The organism is Streptomyces triculaminicus (assembly GCF_017349075.1).
GTDB lineage: Bacteria > Actinomycetota > Actinomycetes > Streptomycetales > Streptomycetaceae > Streptomyces > Streptomyces triculaminicus.
On sequence record NZ_JAFMOF010000003.1, the window covers coordinates 640,092 to 656,657 of the forward strand.

A 16,566-nucleotide genomic window follows, 5' to 3' on the forward strand; every position below is an offset into this window, starting at 1 on the left:
ACTGGGTGCGTTATGGACATCGTCATCCTTGCTGTACTCATCGCTGTGGTCGCGCTCGGCGCGATCAGCGGGCTCGTGGTCAGCAGCCGCAAGAAGAAGCAGCTGCCGCCCGCTCCTCCGAGCAGCCCGTCCGTCACCGCGCCGCCCGCCGAGCCGCACGTCGGCGAGGAGGCCGAACCCTCCACCGCGCAGCCGCGCCGCACCATCGAAGAGGTCGAGCTCCCCACGGCCCCCGCCCCGGCGGAGGAGAGCGCACCGGTCGTCGAGCCGGAGACCGCGGTCGAGGCCGCGGTACCGGCCGCACCCGAGATCGAGATTCCCGAGCCCACGGCCGGCCGCCTCGTGCGCCTGCGCGCCCGGCTGTCCCGCTCGCAGAACTCCCTCGGCAAGGGTCTGCTGACCCTGCTCTCCCGTGAGCACCTCGACGAGGACACCTGGGAGGAGATCGAGGACACCCTGCTCGTCGCCGACGTCGGCGTCACCCCCACCCAGGAGCTGGTGGAGCGGCTGCGCGAGCGCGTGAAGGTGCTCGGCACCCGCACCCCCGAGGAACTGCGCACCCTGCTCCGCGAGGAGCTGCTCACCCTCATCGGCACCGAGGCCGACCGCTCCGTCCACACCGAGCCCGGTGTGGGCGTGAACGGCGAGGAGAAGCCCGGCGTCGTGATGGTCGTCGGCGTCAACGGCGTCGGCAAGACCACCACCACCGGCAAGCTCGCACGCGTGCTCGTCGCCGACGGCAAGTCCGTCGTGCTCGGCGCGGCGGACACCTTCCGTGCCGCCGCCGCCGACCAGCTGCAGACGTGGGGCGAGCGCGTCGGCGCCCGCACCGTCCGCGGCCCGGAGGCCGGCGACCCGGCGTCGATCGCCTTCGACGCGGTCAAGGAGGGCATCGCCGAGAACGCGGACGTCGTCCTCGTCGACACCGCCGGCCGGCTGCACACCAAGACCGGGCTCATGGACGAGCTCGGCAAGGTCAAGCGCGTCCTGGAGAAGCACGGCTCGGTCGACGAGGTGCTGCTCGTCCTCGACGCCACCACCGGTCAGAACGGCCTGGTGCAGGCGCGCGTCTTCGCCGAGGTCGTGGACATCACCGGCATCGTGCTGACCAAGCTGGACGGCACCGCCAAGGGCGGCATCGTCGTCGCCGTCCAGCGCGAGCTGGGCGTACCGGTGAAGCTGGTCGGCCTGGGCGAGGGCGCGGACGACCTGGCGCCGTTCGAGCCGGAGGCGTTCGTGGACGCCCTGATCGGCGACTAGACCCGCGAGCCACGCGACAGACGGAACGGAAGGGGCCCCGAGACGCGAGAGCGTCTCGGGGCCCCTTCCGTTCCGTCACATCCCGTTCCGTCACACCCCGCCCGACCGATGGCAGACGTACGCCAGCGTCCCCAGCAGCAGGCGGGCCTCCGGCGGCCGTCCCGCCGTGTCGAGCGTGGGCGGCAGCAGCCATCGCATCGGCCCCAGCCCGGCGTGGTCGGACGGCGGGGCGGTGATGTGATCGCCGAGCCCCAGCCCCCGCAGGTCCAGGCGGGCGTCGTCCCACCCCATGCGGTAGAGGAGCTGGGGGAGTTCGGCGGCGGCGCCCGGGGCGACGAAGAACAGCGCGCGGCCGTGCGGCGCGAGGGCGACCGGGCCCAGCGGCACTCCCATGCGCTCCAGCCGCGCCAGCGCGTGCCGGCCCGCCGCCTCGGCGACCTCCAGGACGTCGAAGGACCGCCCCACGGGCAGCAGCACGGCCGCGCCCGGCATGTCGGCCCAGGCGGTCGCGGCCTCGTCCAGCGTGGCGCCGGCCGGGACCGAGGGGGCGAAGGAGAGGGGATGGGCGCCGGGGAGGGGCAGTCGGCGGCGTCGCACGAGCAGGTCACGTGACCGCCGCGGGTGGCCCGGGCCCCGGGGACGACGTCCCACCCCCACAGACCCGTGTACTCCGCGACCGTCATCACGGATTCCGACGCGCGGCCTCGGCGCCGAGAGCTCGAGCGCCGGTCCCGGATGCCGCCGATTGTGAAGCCCATGCCCCCTCCAACGGGTCGTGCTCGCGGATGGTTACGTGTCGGAGTGTCTCGGACACGCACGGTCGCGGACCTCTGCTCTGTGACGGCGTGACGGTGTGCGGGGGGTGGTGCGGAGTGGGCCGCACGCCGTGGCGCACAACAGTCCACCTCTTTACGGGTTTTGCTGCCGATGTCCGGTGTCAAGTCAATCGCGATGCGGGAGGAAGGGGTTCATACGTTGGGGTGGCGAATGGTGGCGTTTACTGGACTGCCCTCGCGTGAGCGGTGATCGTAGGATTACTTTCGGTACATGAAACCCGCCGGACAAGCGGCCCCGACGAGCGGCAGGCTGTTGGGGGTTCACGCGCGGCCGCCCCGGGCGGCGCGGCGGACGCGATGGATTGCGGACGCGGTGGATGCGGCAGTGGATGCAGCGGTAGATGCAGATATGCAGAATTTCTCGGATGGGGGCGTTCCCGTGGGCGGCAATGTCAGCGGTACCGGCGGTGCCGACAAGGCCGACAAGGCCGAGAAGCGCCCCAACGAGCAGCTGAATTCGTGGTTCCTGCGCAGCGGCTGGTCGAAGGGCGAGCTGGCCCGGCAAGTGAACCGAAGGGCGCGCCAGTTGGGCGCTCACCACATCAGCACGGACACCTCGAGGGTGCGCCGCTGGCTGGACGGCGAGCAGCCGCGCGAGCCCATTCCGAAGATCCTCTCCGAGCTGTTCTCCGAACGCTTCGGCTGCGTCGTCGGCGTCGAGGACATCGGGCTGCGGGCCGCGCACCAGTCGCCGTCCGTGTCGGGCGTGGACCTGCCCTGGGCGGGCCCCCAGACCGTCGAGCTGCTCAGCGAGTTCTCCCGCAGCGACCTGATGCTGGCGCGGCGGGGCTTCCTCGGGACCTCGCTGGCGCTCTCCGCGGGGCCCGCCCTCATCGAGCCCATGCAGCGCTGGCTGGTGCCCGGCAGCGCCGGCCGGGAGGGCGGCGGCGCCGACCGCGACCGGGCGCGCAGGTCCCGGCTCTCGGCCCCGGAGCTGGAGCTCCTGGAGTCCACGACGGTGATGTTCCGTCAGTGGGACGCCCAGTGCGGCGGCGGGCTGCGCCGCAAGGCCGTCGTCGGCCAGCTCCACGAGGTCACCGACCTGCTCCAGGAGCCCCAGCCCGCCGAGACCGCCCAGCGTCTGTTCACCGTCGCCGCCGAGCTGGCCCAGCTGGCCGGGTGGATGAGCTACGACATCGGGCTCCACCCCACGGCCCAGAAGTACTTCGTGCTCGCCCTGCACGCCGCGAAGGAGGCCGGGGACCGCCCCCTGGGTTCGTACATCCTCTCCAGCATGAGCCGCCAGATGATCCACCTCGGGCGGCCCGACGACGCCCTCGAGCTGATCCACCTCGGGCAGTACGGCTCCCGGGAGACGGCCACCCCCCGGACGCAGGCCATGTTGTATGCGATGGAGGGCCGCGCCTACGCCAACATGGGCCAGCCCGCCAAGGTCAAGCGCGCCGTGAGCATGGCCGAGGACTGCTTCTCCGACTGCGGGGGCGGCGACGGCGACCCCGACTGGATCCGGTTCTTCTCGGAGGCCGAGCTCAACGCCGAGAACGCCCACTCCTACCGCGACCTCGCCTACGTCGCCGGGCGCAGCCCGACCTACGCCTCGCTGGCACGGCCCAAGATGGAGCGGGCCGTCGAGCTGTTCGCGCAGGACAGCGAGCACCAGCGCTCGTACGCCCTCAACCTCATCGGCATGGCCACCGTGCACCTCATGGAACGCGAGCCCGAGGAGTCGACGGTCCTCGCCGGCAAGGCGCTCAGGATCGCCAAGCAGGTCCGCTCGGAGCGGGTGAACAACCGCCTGCGCAAGACCGTCGACAACGCCGCGCGCGAATTCGGCGACGTCGCCGAGGTGGTCGACCTGACCGACCAGCTAGCCGTCCATCTGCCGGAACCGGCCGAGGCCGCCCAGGCGGTCTGAGCCCGCCCGGCCCCCTTTACCCGGCCGCGGCGACCTCCCGTACACCCGACTCGGCTCCCCCATCGCCAGGTCACCCCGGGCAGGTCGTCGCGGCCGGCCCACACTCCGGGCCGGATGTCCGCCCGTTCACCCCGGCGTAACACCCCCACACCCATCGTCACGCACGCGAAACAACCGGTGGCGCCCACCGAAACGGCGCTGCGCGAGCCTCGAGGCGACACCGGCCCATGGGAAGCACCAGCCCATACGGGGGCAGGGCCGCCGCCGCGAGGAGACATCGACATTGAATGGCGCAGATACCGCGTTCGTATTGATCAGTGCCGCGCTCGTGATGCTGATGACACCGGCCCTGGCCTTCTTCTACGGGGGCATGGTGCGGGTCAAGAGCGCGCTCAACATGCTGATGATGTCGTTCATCTCGCTCGGCATCGTCACCGTCCTATGGGTGCTGTTCGGCTACTCCCTCGCGTTCGGCGATGACATCGGGGCCGGACTGCTGGGCGACCTCGGCCACATCGGCCTCAAGGGCATCGCCCCCGACACCCTCACCGGCGGCAAGGAAGGCATCCCGGTCCTCGCCTTCGCCCTCTTCCAGCTGATGTTCGCCGTGATCACCCCGGCCCTGATGAGCGGCGCCCTCGCGGACCGTGTGAAGTTCAGCGCCTGGGCCCTGTTCATCACCCTGTGGGTGACGGCCGTCTACTTCCCCGTCGCGCACTGGGTCTGGCACGCCGACGGCTGGCTCTTCAAGCTCAAGGTGATCGACTTCGCCGGCGGCACCGCCGTGCACATCAACGCGGGCATCGGCGCCCTGGCCGCCGTCCTCGTCGTCGGCAAGCGCGTCGGCTTCGCCAAGGACCCCATGCGCCCCCACAGCCTCCCCCTGGTGATGCTCGGCGCGGGACTGCTGTGGTTCGGCTGGTTCGGCTTCAACGCCGGCTCGGCCCTCTCCGCCAACGGCACCGCCGCCAACATGGCCATGAACACCCAGGTCGCCACCGGCGCCGCCATGCTCGGCTGGCTCGCCTACGAGCGCATCCGGCACGGCGCGTTCACCACCCTCGGCGCCGCCTCCGGCGCCGTCGCCGGACTGGTCGCCATCACCCCCTCCGGCGCCGCCGTCAACGCCTTCGGCGCGATCCTCATCGGCCTCGTCGCCGGAGCCGTCTGCTCCTGGGCCGTCGGCCTCAAGTTCAAGCTCGGCTTCGACGACTCCCTCGACGTCGTCGGCGTCCACCTCGTCGGCGGCGTCATCGGCACCCTGCTGGTCGGCCTCCTCGCCACCGACGGCGTCGGCGGCCTCACCCAGCTCGGCCGGCAGGCCGCCGGAGCCTTCTCCGTGATGGCCTACTCCTTCGTCGTCTCCTGGCTCCTGGCCAAACTCGTCGACAAGCTGATGGGCTTCCGGGCCGACGAGGAGGACGAGATCAGCGGCGTCGACCAGGCCTACCACGCCGAATCCGCCTACGACCTCAGCGCGGTGGGCGGCGCCCCCGCCTCCCGGGCCGGCTCGCCCGCGCCCGCAGCGCAGCACCCGACCAGGAAAGTGGACGCATGAAGCTCATCACCGCCGTCATCAAGACCCACCAGCTCGACGCGGTCAAGGACGCGCTGCAGACCTTCGGCGTCCACGGCCTGACCGTCACCGAGGCCAGGGGCTACGGACGCCAGCGCGGCCACACCGAGGTCTACCGGGGCGCCGAGTACACCGTCGACTTCGTGCCCAAGGCCCGCATAGAGGTCCTCGCCGAGGACGTCGACGCCGAGGACATCGTCGACGTGATCGTGAAGGCCGCCCGCACCGGAAAGATCGGCGACGGCAAGGTCTGGGTCGTCGACGCCGGCACCGTCGTCCGCGTCCGCACCGGCGAGCGCGGCCCGGACGCGCTCTGAACGACAGGGAGCCCCACGTGACGCCCCACCGTCAGGCCGCCGAGGAACCCACCGGCTACGCGGCGGCCCGGCTGCGGCTCCTGCACGAGGAGCCGCCGCCCGGCCCGGCCCTGCGGGCCGGGCTCGCCCGCCTCACCGACCGCTGGCTGGCCTCGCTCCTGGGCGGCGGCACCCAGGGCGTCGCGCTCGTCGCCGTCGGCGGCTACGGGCGCGGCGAGCTCTCCCCGCGCAGCGACCTCGACGTGCTCCTCCTGCACGACGGCACCGCCGGAGCCACCGGCATCGCCGCCGTAGCCGACCGCGTCTGGTACCCCGTATGGGACATGGGCCTGGCCCTCGACCACTCCGTACGCACCCCCGCCGAGGCCCGCAGGACCGCGGCTGGCGACCTCAAGGTCCACCTCGGCCTCCTCGACGCCCGCCACCTCGCCGGCGACCCCGAGCTCACCGCCCGGCTGCGCACCACCGCCTACGAGGACTGGCGCGCCCAGGCCCCCGCCCGCCTGCCCGAACTGCGCGAGCTGTGCGAGGAACGCGCCAGACGCCAGGGCGAACTGCGCTTCCTCCTCGAACCCGACCTCAAGGAGGCCCGCGGCGGGCTCCGCGACGCCACCGCCCTGCGGGCCGTCGCCGCCTCCTGGCTCGCCGACGCGCCCCGCGAAGGACTCGAGGCGGCCCGCACCCTGCTCCTCGACACCCGCGACGCCCTCCACCTGGCCACCGGCCGCGCCACCGACCGGCTCGCCCTCCAGGAACAGGACCAGGTCGCGGCCGGCCTCGGCCTCCCCGACGCCGACGCCCTCCTGCGCGGCGTCTACGAAGCCGCCCACACCGTCGCCTACGCCGGCGAGGTCACCTGGCGCGAGGTGGGCCGGGTGCTGAAGTCCCGCTCCGGCCGGCCCCGGCTGCGCCGCATCCTCGGCGGGCGGGGCGGCCGCGGCGGCTTCGTCGAACCCGAGCGCGTCCCGCTCGCCGAGGGCGTCGTCGAGCAGGACGGCGAGGTCGTGCTCGCCCGCACCGCGCGCCCCGACCGCGACCCCGTGCTCCCCCTGCGCGCCGCGGCCGCCGCCGCGCAGGCCGGACTGCCGCTGTCCCGGCACGCCGTGCGGCGCATGACGGTCGCGGGGCCCCTGCCCGTGCCGTGGCCGGCCGAGGCCCGTGAGCAGCTCGTCACCCTCCTCGGCGCCGGCGAGCCCACCGTGGCCGTCTGGGAGGCCCTCGAGGCGGAGGGGATCGTCTCCCGGCTCCTGCCCGAGTGGGAGCACGTGCGCTGCCGCCCCCAGCGCAACCCCGTCCACCGCTGGACCGTCGACCGCCACCTCGTCGAGACGGCCGTCCAGGCCTCCGCCCTCACCCGGCGCGTCGGCCGCCCCGACCTGCTGCTCGTCGCCGCCCTCCTGCACGACATGGGCAAGGGGTACCCCGGCGACCACTCCGAGGCCGGCGCGGCCCTCGTCCCCGACATCGCCGCCCGCCTCGGCTTCGACGCCGAGGACACCGCCGTCCTCACCACGCTCGTACGCCACCACCTGCTGCTCGCCGAGACCGCCACCCGCCGCGACCTCGACGACCCCGCCACGGTCCGTACGGTCACGGACGCCGTCTCGCGTACCGGCACGCTGGAACTGCTGCACGCCCTGACCGAGGCCGACGCCCGTGCCACCGGCCCGGCGGCCTGGAGCGACTGGCGGGCCACGCTGGTCGCCGACCTGGTCCGGCGCGCCGCCGCCGCGCTCGCCGGCGAACCGGTCGCCGACCGCCCGGAGCCGGCGCCGACGGACGAGGAGGAACGGCTGGCGAAGGAGGCCCTGCGCACGGCCGGACCGGTGGTGGTCCTCGGTGCGCCGAGCGACGGTCTCGTCGCGGACACCGTGCGGCTGACCGTCGCCGTCCCCGACCGGCCCGGCATCCTGCCCGCCACGGCCGGCGTCCTGGCCCTGCACCGCCTCACGGTCCGCGCGGCGGACCTGCGGGCCGTCTCCGGCGCCCTCCTGCTGAACTGGCGCGTGGCCGCCGAGTACGGCTCCCTCCCGGACGCCGCCCGCCTGCGCGGCGACCTCGTACGGGCCCTGGACGGCTCCCTGCGCGTGGAGGACCGCCTCGCGGAGCGGGAGGCCGCCTACGGCAAGCGCCGCCGGGGCGTGCCCCACGCCCCGCCCCGCGTCACCGTCGCGACCGGCGGCTCGCACGCCGCCACGGTCCTGGAGGTCCGCGCCCAGGACGCCCCCGGCCTGCTCCACCGCATCGGGCGGGCGCTGGAGGACGCCGGGGTGTGGGTGCGGAGTGCCCACGTGAGCACGCTGGGGGCAAGCGTGGTGGACGCGTTCTATGTGACGGGAGTGGAGGGGGCGCCGCTGGCGGAGGGGGAGGCGGCGGTGTTGGCGACGGCGTTGGAGAAAGCTCTGCGGTGAGGGGTGACCCTGTCGGGTAGTGGAGCGTTGAACGGGAGTGTGCTCTCCGCTGGTGCGGAGGTGAGCCGCAGGTCAAGGCCAGGGCGCTCGGCGCCGAGGTCCGCTCCCCGCGCAGGCGGAGGTTCCGCCCGTGCCGGTCGAATCCGACCGGCACGGGCCGTTCGGTCTCTGGGCCGGATACTCTTGAGGGCGATTGACCCTGCCCCCTGATGTTGAGGACCGACGAGCGCCGTGTTCGACACTCTCTCCGACCGCTTGGCGAATACCTTCAAGTCCCTCCGGGGCAAAGGAAGGCTCACCGAGGCGGACATCGACGCCACGGCGCGTGAGATCCGGATCGCCCTGCTTGAGGCCGACGTGGCCCTGCCGGTCGTGCGGTCTTTCATCCGGCAGGTCAAGGAGAGGGCCCTCGGCTCCGAGGTCTCCCAGGCGCTGAACCCCGCCCAGCAGGTCATCAAGATCGTCAACGACGAGCTGGTCACGATCCTCGGCGGCGAGACCCGCCGGCTGCGGTTCGCCAAGACCGGCCCGACCGTGATCATGCTCGCCGGTCTGCAGGGTGCCGGTAAGACCACGCTCGCCGGAAAGCTCGGCAGCTGGCTGCAGAAGCAGGGCCACGCGCCCCTGCTCGTCGCCTGTGACCTGCAGCGTCCCAACGCCGTCAACCAGCTCGGCGTCGTCGCCGAGCGCGCCGGTGTGGCGATCTTCGCGCCGGAGCCGGGCAACGGCGTCGGCGACCCGGTGCAGGTGGCGAAGGACTCCGTCGAGTTCGCCCGGTCCAAGCAGCACGACGTCGTCATCGTCGACACCGCCGGCCGCCTCGGCATCGACGCCGAGCTGATGCAGCAGGCCGCGGACATCCGTGACGCGGTGCAGCCGCAGGAGATCCTCTTCGTCCTCGACGCCATGATCGGCCAGGACGCGGTCAACACCGCCGAGGCCTTCCGCGACGGCGTCGGCTTCGACGGCGTGGTGCTCTCCAAGCTCGACGGCGACGCCCGCGGTGGTGCCGCGCTGTCGGTCGCGCATGTGACCGGCAAGCAGATCATGTTCGCCTCGAACGGCGAGAAGCTGGACGACTTCGACGCCTTCCACCCGGACCGCATGGCGTCCCGCATCCTCGGTATGGGCGACATGCTCAGCCTCATCGAGAAGGCCGAGCAGACGTTCAGCCAGGACGAGGCCGAGAAGATGGCGGCCAAGCTGGCGAAGGGCCCCAAGGAGTTCACGCTCGACGACTTCCTGTCCCAGATGGAACAGGTTCGCAAGATGGGCTCGATCAGCAAGCTGCTCGGCATGCTCCCGGGCATGGGCCAGATCAAGGAGCAGATCAACAACCTCGACGAGCGCGACGTCGACCGCACCGCCGCGATCATCAAGTCGATGACCCCGGCCGAGCGCCAGGACCCGACGATCATCAACGGTTCGCGCCGGGCCCGTATCGCCAAGGGTTCGGGCGTGGACGTCAGCGCCGTCAAGAACCTGGTCGAGCGTTTCTTCGACGCCCGCAAGATGATGTCGCGCATGGCGCAGGGCGGCGGCATGCCGGGAATGCCGGGCCTGCCGGGCATGGGCGGCGGTGCGGCCCGTAAGAAGAAGCAGCAGAAGCAGTCCAAGGGCAAGCGTCAGTCCGGTAACCCGATGAAGCGCAAGGCCGAGGAGCAGGCCGCCGCCGCGCGGCGCGAGGCGGCGCAGGCGGACAATCCGCTGGGCCTGCCGGCCGGCGAGAGCGCGCAGAACTTCGAACTCCCCGACGAGTTCAAGAAGTTCATGGGCTGATCCGCGACAGCGGTCGACAAGCGGTCACGGCCGCGGTCATGGCCGTAGGAAAGCCCCCTGGCGGATGCCGGGGGGCTTTTCGCGTATCGCGGCGGCCGCCCGGCTAGACCCTGGCTATCAGGTAGCGGAACACGTTGGGCATCCACACCGTGCCGTCGCGCCGCAGATGCGGATGGAGCGCCTCGATGAGTTCCTTGGTGACCTGTTCCTCGTCCGTGGCCCGTACCGCCGCGTCGAAGGCGCCGGTGGACAGCAGGCCGCGGACGGCGCTGGCCATGTCGGCGTAGCCGTACGGGCAGGAGACGCGGCCCGAGCCGTCGGGGGTGAGGCCGGCCCGGAGGGCGAGGTTCTCCAGGTCGTCGCGCCCGCTGGGGCGCCAGCGGGCGGGTGCGCACATGGGGTCGGCCAGGCGGGCGGCGACGCGCAGCGCGCCGGAGGCGGCGCAGCGTTCCTGCGGGCCCCAGCCGGCCAGGACGACGGGGGCGCCCTGGACGGCCTTGTCGGCGGCGAGGGAGAGGGCGTCGGCGAGGGCCTGGGCGTCGCCGGCGGCGGTCAGGAGCGGCTCGAAGGCGGTGATGAGGGTGAACGGGCCGTCCGTGGGGTCCTGGACGGCTTCGGGGCCGCCGAGGTGGAGCCGGGCGCCGTCCTCGGGGGCGCCGTCGGGCAGGAGTCGTTCGCGGGCGAGCTCGAGCCGGCGGCCGTCGTGGTCGACGCCGCAGACGGTGGCGCCGCGGGCGGCGGCCATGAGCAGGGAGAGTCCGGAGCCGCAGCCCAGGCCCAGGAGCCGGGTCTCGGGGCCGACCTCGAGGCGTTCGTAGACCGCTTCGTAGAGCGGTACCAGCATCCGTTCCTGGATTTCCGCCCAGTCGCGGGCCCGTGACGCGGGCGAGGTCGGGGACGGCCGGTGCCGCCGTACGAGCGTAGGTGTCATCGAATGCGCCCCAATCCGCCGGGTGACGTGTCCTTGTGCCCTGGTCCGTCGTTCCGCCCCCATGAGTGCCGCTGTCCGTGCGAGTGCCGCTGTCCGTGCGTTGTGGTGAAGAACCCCCCGATGCCAGAGAACTCCGCTTCCGCCGTCGAGTCCAGGGGGTGGCGCGAGAACGTTCCCGTATGCCCACGATGGCATGTGCCGGGGCTCGTCGCACGAAATGGCGGGGTGGCCGGATACGGAAACGGAAGGCGAACACGGGCACGGTGCGGCCGGGAAGGAGGGGTGGCCGGCGGACGGATTCACACTCGGCGTGGTGAGCCCCGTACCATTCGCAGCATGGCAAAGGCTCCCATTCTCACCCCCCAGGCGGAAGACTTCCCGCGCTGGTACCAGGACTTGATCAACAAGGCCGAGCTGGCCGACAACGGCCCGGTGCGCGGCACCATGGTCATCCGCCCGTACGGGTACGGGCTCTGGGAGCGCATGCAGCAGGAGATGGACGCCCGGATCAAGGACGCGGGCGCCTCCAACGCGTACTTCCCGATGTTCATCCCGCAGTCGTACCTGACGCGTGAGGCCGAGCACGTCGAGGGCTTCGCGCCCGAGCTCGCGGTCGTCACGCACGGCGGCGGCAAGGAGCTCGAGGAGCCGGTCGTGGTCCGGCCCACGTCCGAGACGATCATCAACGAGTACTTCTCCAAGTGGGTGCAGAGCTACCGCGACCTGCCCCTGCTGATCAACCAGTGGGCGAACGTGGTGCGTTGGGAGATGCGTCCGCGCGTCTTCCTGCGGACGAGCGAGTTCCTGTGGCAGGAGGGGCACACCGCCCACGCCACGTACGAGGACGCCCGCGACTACGCGGCCCGGATCCACCGTGACGTCTACTACGACTTCATGGTCAACGTCCTGGGCATCGACGTCGTCCTCGGCCGCAAGACGCCCAAGGAGCGTTTCGCGGGCGCGATCAACACCCTCACCCTCGAGGGCATGATGGGCGACGGCAAGGCGCTGCAGCTGGGCACCAGCCATGAGCTGGGCCAGAACTTCGCCAAGGCGTTCAACACCTCCTACCTGTCCAAGGGCGGGCAGCAGGAGCTGGTCTGGCAGACCTCGTGGGGCGTGTCGACCCGCATGGTCGGCGGTCTGATCATGTCGCACGGCGACGACAGCGGTCTGCGCGTGCCGCCGCGGCTGGCGTCGGTCCAGGCCGTGGTCCTGGCGATCAAGGGTGACGAGGCCGTGCTGGCCAAGGTCCGCGAGATCGGCGACGTGCTCAAGGCCGCGGGCGTGCGGGTGCAGGTCGACGACCGCACCGACACCCCCTTCGGCCGCCGGGCCGTGGACTGGGAGCTCAAGGGCGTTCCGGTCCGCATCGAGATCGGCCCGCGCGACCTGGAGAACGGCACGGCCATGCTGGCCCGCCGCATTCCGGGCGGCAAGGAGCCGGTGCGCATCGAGGAGCTGGCCGCGCTGCTGCCGAAGGTCCTGGAGGAGGACCAGGAGCTGCTGCTGCGCCAGTCGCGCGAGCGCCGTGAGTCCCGCACGACGGACGTGAAGACCATCGAGGAGGCGGCCGAGGTCGCTGTCGCCGGTGGCTGGGCCCGCATTCCGTGGGCGACGCTGGGCGCGGAGGGCGAGGCCAAGCTGGCCGAGCAGGCCGTGACGGTGCGCTGCCTGGTGGCGGAGGACGGCTCGGTGCCGGACTCCGACGACGCCCCGGGCGCCGTGGCGATCGTCGCCCGCGCCTACTGATCCACCTCGTCCTCGGGCGCGCGCTTCCCAGCGCGCGCCCGAGGCGTTTGCGCCGGGTCGTGTTCCTTACTGATGAGTCAGTACGTCCCACCTTGCGAACTGGTGCACGGCTCATCCGCCTTCTCCGTAGTTCTGCGCACCCGCCCTCCTCAGGGCGTATGAGGCGGGAAACTGACTGGTACGTGCAAATTATTTGGGATGGCCCGGTATCGGAACACCGGGCCGTCCCGGCTCGTTGTCACGACGTGAGCACGACACCACCTGTTCTCGCCGCAGAGCTGGCGCAGGCGTGGGCCGACATTCAGCGGTTCCACCCCGAGCTGCCGGATCTAGCCGCGCCCGAATCGTTGATCGGGGAGTCGTCGTCCGCCTGTGGCGCCGAGCTCTCCTTCGAAAGGCTGCTGCACGAGGCAGTGCACGGCATCGCGGCCGCCCGCGGTGTCCGCGACACCTCTCGTGCCGGCCGCTACCACAACCGCCGGTTCCTGGCGATCGCCGAGGAGCTGGGGCTCGATCACAGCGATGAGCCGCATCCCAGCAGCGGCTTCTCCCTGGTCGTGCTCAACCCCGAGGCGCGCAAGCGCTACCGCTCCACCATCGACAGACTCCAGCGCGCGCTCAAGGCGCACACGGTCGCCACGGCCGCCGACACCTCGCGCACCTTCCGGGGCCCGGCCGCGCGCCACGGCTCCTCCGGCGGCGGGGTGCGGGTGAAGGCGGTCTGCCAGTGCGGGCGCAACGTCCGGGTCGTCCCGTCCGTGCTCGCCCAGGCGCCGATCATGTGCGGCGGCTGCGGCCAGCCGTTCCGCATTCCCGAGGCGGTCTCGGTCGGCTGACGCCGGTGGTTCGCGTCGGCCGGCCGAGTCGGTGACGTCCCGGGGTGCGGCCCGGGCCTGTCCGCGCCGGCAGGTGTCGCGGCCGGCGGGTTCGTGGTCGGCGGATTCGTGGTCGGTTCGGGGTCGCAGGTTCCCGGTCGGCAGGTACGCGAGGGTGTGGCACAATGGGTCGCTGTACTCGACAGTCGCATAGGACCCCTCTCTCCTCCGGCTGACGCGTCCATCGGGCACCCCGAGTACCGCAAACCCCACGTGGCATCTCGTTGTGCCCAACCACGTCAAGACCAGGAGACACCACTCCAGTGGCAGTCAAGATCAAGCTGAAGCGTCTGGGCAAGATCCGTTCGCCTCACTACCGCATCGTCGTCGCCGACTCCCGTACCCGCCGTGACGGCCGGGCCATCGAGGAGATCGGTCTGTACCACCCGGTGCAGAACCCCTCGCGCATCGAGGTCAACAGCGAGCGCGCCCAGTACTGGCTGAGCGTCGGCGCCCAGCCGACCGAGCCCGTCATGGCCATCCTCAAGGTCACCGGCGACTGGCAGAAGTTCAAGGGCCTGCCGGCCCCGGCCCCGATGCTCGTGGCCGAGCCGAAGAAGGACGTCAGCGGCCTCTTCGAGTCCGCCGTGAGCGCCGCCGACGCGTCGAAGGGTGAGGCCATCACCCCCAAGGCGAAGAAGTCGGAGAAGAAGGACGAGGCCGAGGCCGAGTCCGCTGAGTCGACCGAGGCCTGAGCGTGCTCGAGGAGGCCCTCGAGCACCTCGTAAAGGGCATCGTCGACAACCCCGACGAAGTGCAGGTCGCCTCGCGCAACCTGCGTCGCGGGCGCGTGCTGGAGGTCCGGGTTCACCCCGATGACCTCGGCAAGGTGATCGGCCGCAACGGCCGCACCGCGCGCGCACTGCGCACCGTCGTGGGCGCCATCGGCGGCCGTGGCATCCGCGTCGACCTGGTCGACGTGGATGACATCCGCTGAGCAGCGATAGAGCACTGGCACGGGCCGGGAAGGAATCTCCTTCCCGGCCCGTTGTCGCGTTCGCACGACCGCGTGCATCGAAGAACATGCGAGAAGGATTGAGACTGTGCAGCTCGTAGTTGGCAGGATCGGCCGCGCCCACGGCATCAAGGGCGAGGTCACCGTTGAGGTGCGTACGGACGAGCCCGAGCTGCGGCTCGGTCCGGGCGCCGTGCTGGCCACGGACCCCGCGGGCGTGGGGCCGCTGACCATCGAGACCGGCCGGGTGCACAGCGGCCGGCTGCTGCTGCGCTTCGCGGGCGTCGGCGACCGCACCGCCGCCGAGGCGCTGCGCAACACCCTGCTGATCGCCGAGGTGGACCCGGAGGAGACTCCCGAGGACCCCGAGGAGTTCTACGACCACCAGCTGATGGACCTCGACGTCGTCACCGTCGACGGAACGGCCGTCGGCCGGATCACGGAGATCTCCCACCTGCCGTCGCAGGACCTGTTCATCGTCGAGCGGCCCGACGGCAGCGAGGTGATGATCCCCTTCGTCTCCGAGATCGTCACGAAGATCGACCTCGACGGCCAGGTGGCCGTCATCGACCCGCCGCGCGGGCTGATCGACGCCGACGAGGCCGAGGTCGCGAGCTCCCGCGACGCCCAGCAGGGCGAGGCTCAGCAGGGCGAGGGCGACAAGAGCGCGGAGGGCGACGCCTGATGCGCCTCGACGTCGTCACGATCTTCCCCGAGTACCTCGAGCCGCTGAACGTCTCCCTGGTCGGCAAGGCCCGGGCCCGCGGACAGCTGGACGTCCGCATCCACGACCTGCGCGACTGGACGCACGACAAGCACAACACCGTCGACGACACCCCGTACGGCGGCGGACCTGGCATGGTCATGAAGCCGGAGCCGTGGGGCGAGGCCCTCGACGCGGTCGTCGAGTCGGGCGAGGGGCTGCCCACGATCGTGGTGCCCACCCCGAGCGGGCGCCCCTTCACCCAGGAGCTCGCCGTCGAGCTCTCCGAGAAGCCGTGGCTGGTCTTCACCCCCGCCCGCTACGAGGGCATCGACCGGCGCGTCATCGAGGAGTACGCCGAGCGGTGCGACGTCCGCGAGGTGTCCATCGGCGACTACGTGCTCGCCGGCGGCGAGGCCCCGGTGCTGGTCATGGTCGAGGCCATCGCCCGGCTGCTGCCCGGAGTCCTCGGCAACGCCGAGTCGCACCGCGACGACTCGTTCGCCCCCGGAGCCATGGCCGACCTGCTCGAGGGCCCCGTCTACACCAAGCCGCCGGAGTGGCGCGGCCGGGGCATTCCGGACGTCCTGCTCAGCGGCCACCACGGCAAGATCGCCCGCTGGCGCCGGGACGAGGCGTTCCGGCGGACGACCGGCAACCGGCCGGACCTGATCGAGCGCGCCGACCCGGCGGCGTTCGACAAGAAGGACCGCGAGATGCTCTCGATCCTGGGCTGGGCCCCGGGCGAACACGGCCGATTTGGGCGAGTGGCCGAGGACGTGGAAGAATAAGCCGTTGCCTTGCGTCCGGCGCACGCCCCTGCCACAGGGGGAACGACGTCCGCCCGGTGTTTCGGCAGCACCCCATCCTTCAGCACGATTCCGCTGATGACCTGTGGCATCAGCGAGGAAGCAGACATTTATGTCCACCCTGCTTTCCGGCGTCGACGCCGCTTCCCTGCGCACCGACCTCCCGGCCTTCCGCCCCGGCGACACCGTGAACGTCCACGTTCGCGTCATCGAGGGCAACCGCTCCCGCATCCAGCAGTTCAAGGGTGTCGTCATCCGCCGCCAGGGCGCGGGCGTCAGCGAGACCTTCACGGTCCGCAAGGTCTCCTTCTCCGTCGGCGTCGAGCGCACCTTCCCGGTGCACAGCCCGATCTTCGAGAAGGTCGAGCTCATCACCCGCGGTGACGTCCGTCGCGCCAAGCTGTACTACCTCCGTGAGCTCCGCGGCAAGGCCGCGAAGATCAAGGAGAAGCGCGACAAGTAAGCTTTCCGCCGGCGTCCCGGCCG

Annotated in this window: 14 protein-coding genes and 1 pseudogene; 13 read left to right on the forward strand and 2 right to left on the reverse strand. The window is 71.8% G+C overall.

What is annotated here, in order from left to right:
- Window positions 1–12: 12 nt before the first annotated feature.
- Window positions 13–1,260, forward strand: coding sequence for a signal recognition particle-docking protein FtsY (ftsY, locus tag J1792_RS21525; RefSeq protein ID WP_207248008.1), 1,248 nt, complete (start codon window positions 13–15; stop codon window positions 1,258–1,260).
- 90 nt (window positions 1,261–1,350) lie between these two features.
- Here ftsY and J1792_RS21530 read toward each other — a convergent pair.
- Window positions 1,351–2,018: pseudogene (locus tag J1792_RS21530) on the reverse strand (bifunctional DNA primase/polymerase).
- A gap of 427 nt (window positions 2,019–2,445) precedes the next feature.
- On the opposite strand from J1792_RS21530, the gene nsdA reads away from it, so the two are divergent.
- The 5 genes from nsdA to ffh all read left to right on the forward strand — a co-directional run bounded on the left by nsdA (window position 2,446) and on the right by ffh (window position 10,055).
- Window positions 2,446–3,972, forward strand: coding sequence for a transcriptional repressor NsdA (gene nsdA / locus J1792_RS21535; protein WP_086566036.1), 1,527 nt, complete (start codon window positions 2,446–2,448; stop codon window positions 3,970–3,972).
- Between the two features lie 283 nt (window positions 3,973–4,255).
- Window positions 4,256–5,530 (forward strand): ammonium transporter, encoded by a 1,275-nt coding sequence (locus tag J1792_RS21540; protein ID WP_086566035.1) that lies wholly within the window; start codon window positions 4,256–4,258, stop codon window positions 5,528–5,530.
- Window positions 5,527–5,865 carry a P-II family nitrogen regulator gene (locus J1792_RS21545; protein ID WP_086566034.1) on the forward strand — a complete coding sequence of 113 codons (339 nt, stop codon included), beginning with the start codon at window positions 5,527–5,529 and terminating at the stop codon, window positions 5,863–5,865. The genes J1792_RS21540 and J1792_RS21545 overlap by 4 nt, the downstream gene beginning before the upstream one ends.
- Before the next feature lie 17 nt (window positions 5,866–5,882).
- Window positions 5,883–8,276: a [protein-PII] uridylyltransferase gene (locus tag J1792_RS21550; RefSeq protein WP_086566033.1), complete on the forward strand. Its 2,394-nt coding sequence runs from the start codon at window positions 5,883–5,885 to the stop codon at window positions 8,274–8,276.
- A 231-nt stretch (window positions 8,277–8,507) separates the two neighbouring features.
- Window positions 8,508–10,055 (forward strand): signal recognition particle protein, encoded by a 1,548-nt coding sequence (ffh, locus tag J1792_RS21555; protein WP_086566032.1) that lies wholly within the window; start codon window positions 8,508–8,510, stop codon window positions 10,053–10,055.
- A 103-nt stretch (window positions 10,056–10,158) separates the two neighbouring features.
- Here the strand turns inward: ffh and J1792_RS21560 are convergent, their stop codons facing one another.
- Window positions 10,159–10,986, reverse strand: a complete 828-nt coding sequence (locus tag J1792_RS21560) for a methyltransferase domain-containing protein (RefSeq protein ID WP_086566031.1) — start codon at window positions 10,984–10,986, stop codon at window positions 10,159–10,161.
- Between the two features lie 336 nt (window positions 10,987–11,322).
- Between J1792_RS21560 and proS the strand changes: the two genes are divergently transcribed.
- The 7 genes from proS (at window position 11,323) to rplS (ending at window position 16,543) form a co-directional block, all read left to right on the forward strand.
- The gene (gene proS / locus J1792_RS21565; protein WP_086566030.1) at window positions 11,323–12,738 is read left to right on the forward strand and encodes a proline--tRNA ligase; all 1,416 of its coding nucleotides are present in this window, start codon (window positions 11,323–11,325) and stop codon (window positions 12,736–12,738) included.
- Window positions 12,739–12,983: 245 nt separating this feature from the next.
- Entirely contained in the window at window positions 12,984–13,574 is a 591-nt protein-coding gene (locus J1792_RS21570) for a hypothetical protein (RefSeq protein ID WP_086566029.1), read from the forward strand.
- A gap of 302 nt (window positions 13,575–13,876) precedes the next feature.
- Window positions 13,877–14,308, forward strand: coding sequence for a 30S ribosomal protein S16 (rpsP, locus tag J1792_RS21575; RefSeq protein ID WP_086566028.1), 432 nt, complete (start codon window positions 13,877–13,879; stop codon window positions 14,306–14,308).
- 2 nt (window positions 14,309–14,310) lie between these two features.
- Window positions 14,311–14,550, forward strand: a complete 240-nt coding sequence (locus J1792_RS21580; protein ID WP_086566027.1) for an RNA-binding protein — start codon at window positions 14,311–14,313, stop codon at window positions 14,548–14,550.
- A gap of 106 nt (window positions 14,551–14,656) precedes the next feature.
- Window positions 14,657–15,253, forward strand: a complete 597-nt coding sequence (gene rimM, locus J1792_RS21585) for a ribosome maturation factor RimM (RefSeq protein ID WP_086566026.1) — start codon at window positions 14,657–14,659, stop codon at window positions 15,251–15,253.
- Window positions 15,253–16,062 carry a tRNA (guanosine(37)-N1)-methyltransferase TrmD gene (gene trmD, locus J1792_RS21590; protein ID WP_086566025.1) on the forward strand — a complete coding sequence of 270 codons (810 nt, stop codon included), beginning with the start codon at window positions 15,253–15,255 and terminating at the stop codon, window positions 16,060–16,062. Before rimM ends, trmD begins: the two co-directional genes overlap by 1 nt.
- 130 nt (window positions 16,063–16,192) lie before the next feature.
- Window positions 16,193–16,543, forward strand: coding sequence for a 50S ribosomal protein L19 (gene rplS / locus J1792_RS21595; RefSeq protein ID WP_086566024.1), 351 nt, complete (start codon window positions 16,193–16,195; stop codon window positions 16,541–16,543).
- Window positions 16,544–16,566: the final 23 nt, after the last annotated feature.

Coding starts and splice junctions, on each gene's coding strand:
- J1792_RS21545 (WP_086566034.1), top strand. CDS start 5,527: ATGAAGCTCATCACCGCCGTCATCAAGACCCACCAGCTCGACGCGGTC.
- nsdA (WP_086566036.1), top strand. CDS start 2,446: ATGCAGAATTTCTCGGATGGGGGCGTTCCCGTGGGCGGCAATGTCAGC.
- proS (WP_086566030.1), top strand. CDS start 11,323: ATGGCAAAGGCTCCCATTCTCACCCCCCAGGCGGAAGACTTCCCGCGC.
- J1792_RS21560 (WP_086566031.1), bottom strand. CDS start 10,986: ATGACACCTACGCTCGTACGGCGGCACCGGCCGTCCCCGACCTCGCCC.
- rplS (WP_086566024.1), top strand. CDS start 16,193: ATGTCCACCCTGCTTTCCGGCGTCGACGCCGCTTCCCTGCGCACCGAC.
- trmD (WP_086566025.1), top strand. CDS start 15,253: ATGCGCCTCGACGTCGTCACGATCTTCCCCGAGTACCTCGAGCCGCTG.
- ftsY (WP_207248008.1), top strand. CDS start 13: ATGGACATCGTCATCCTTGCTGTACTCATCGCTGTGGTCGCGCTCGGC.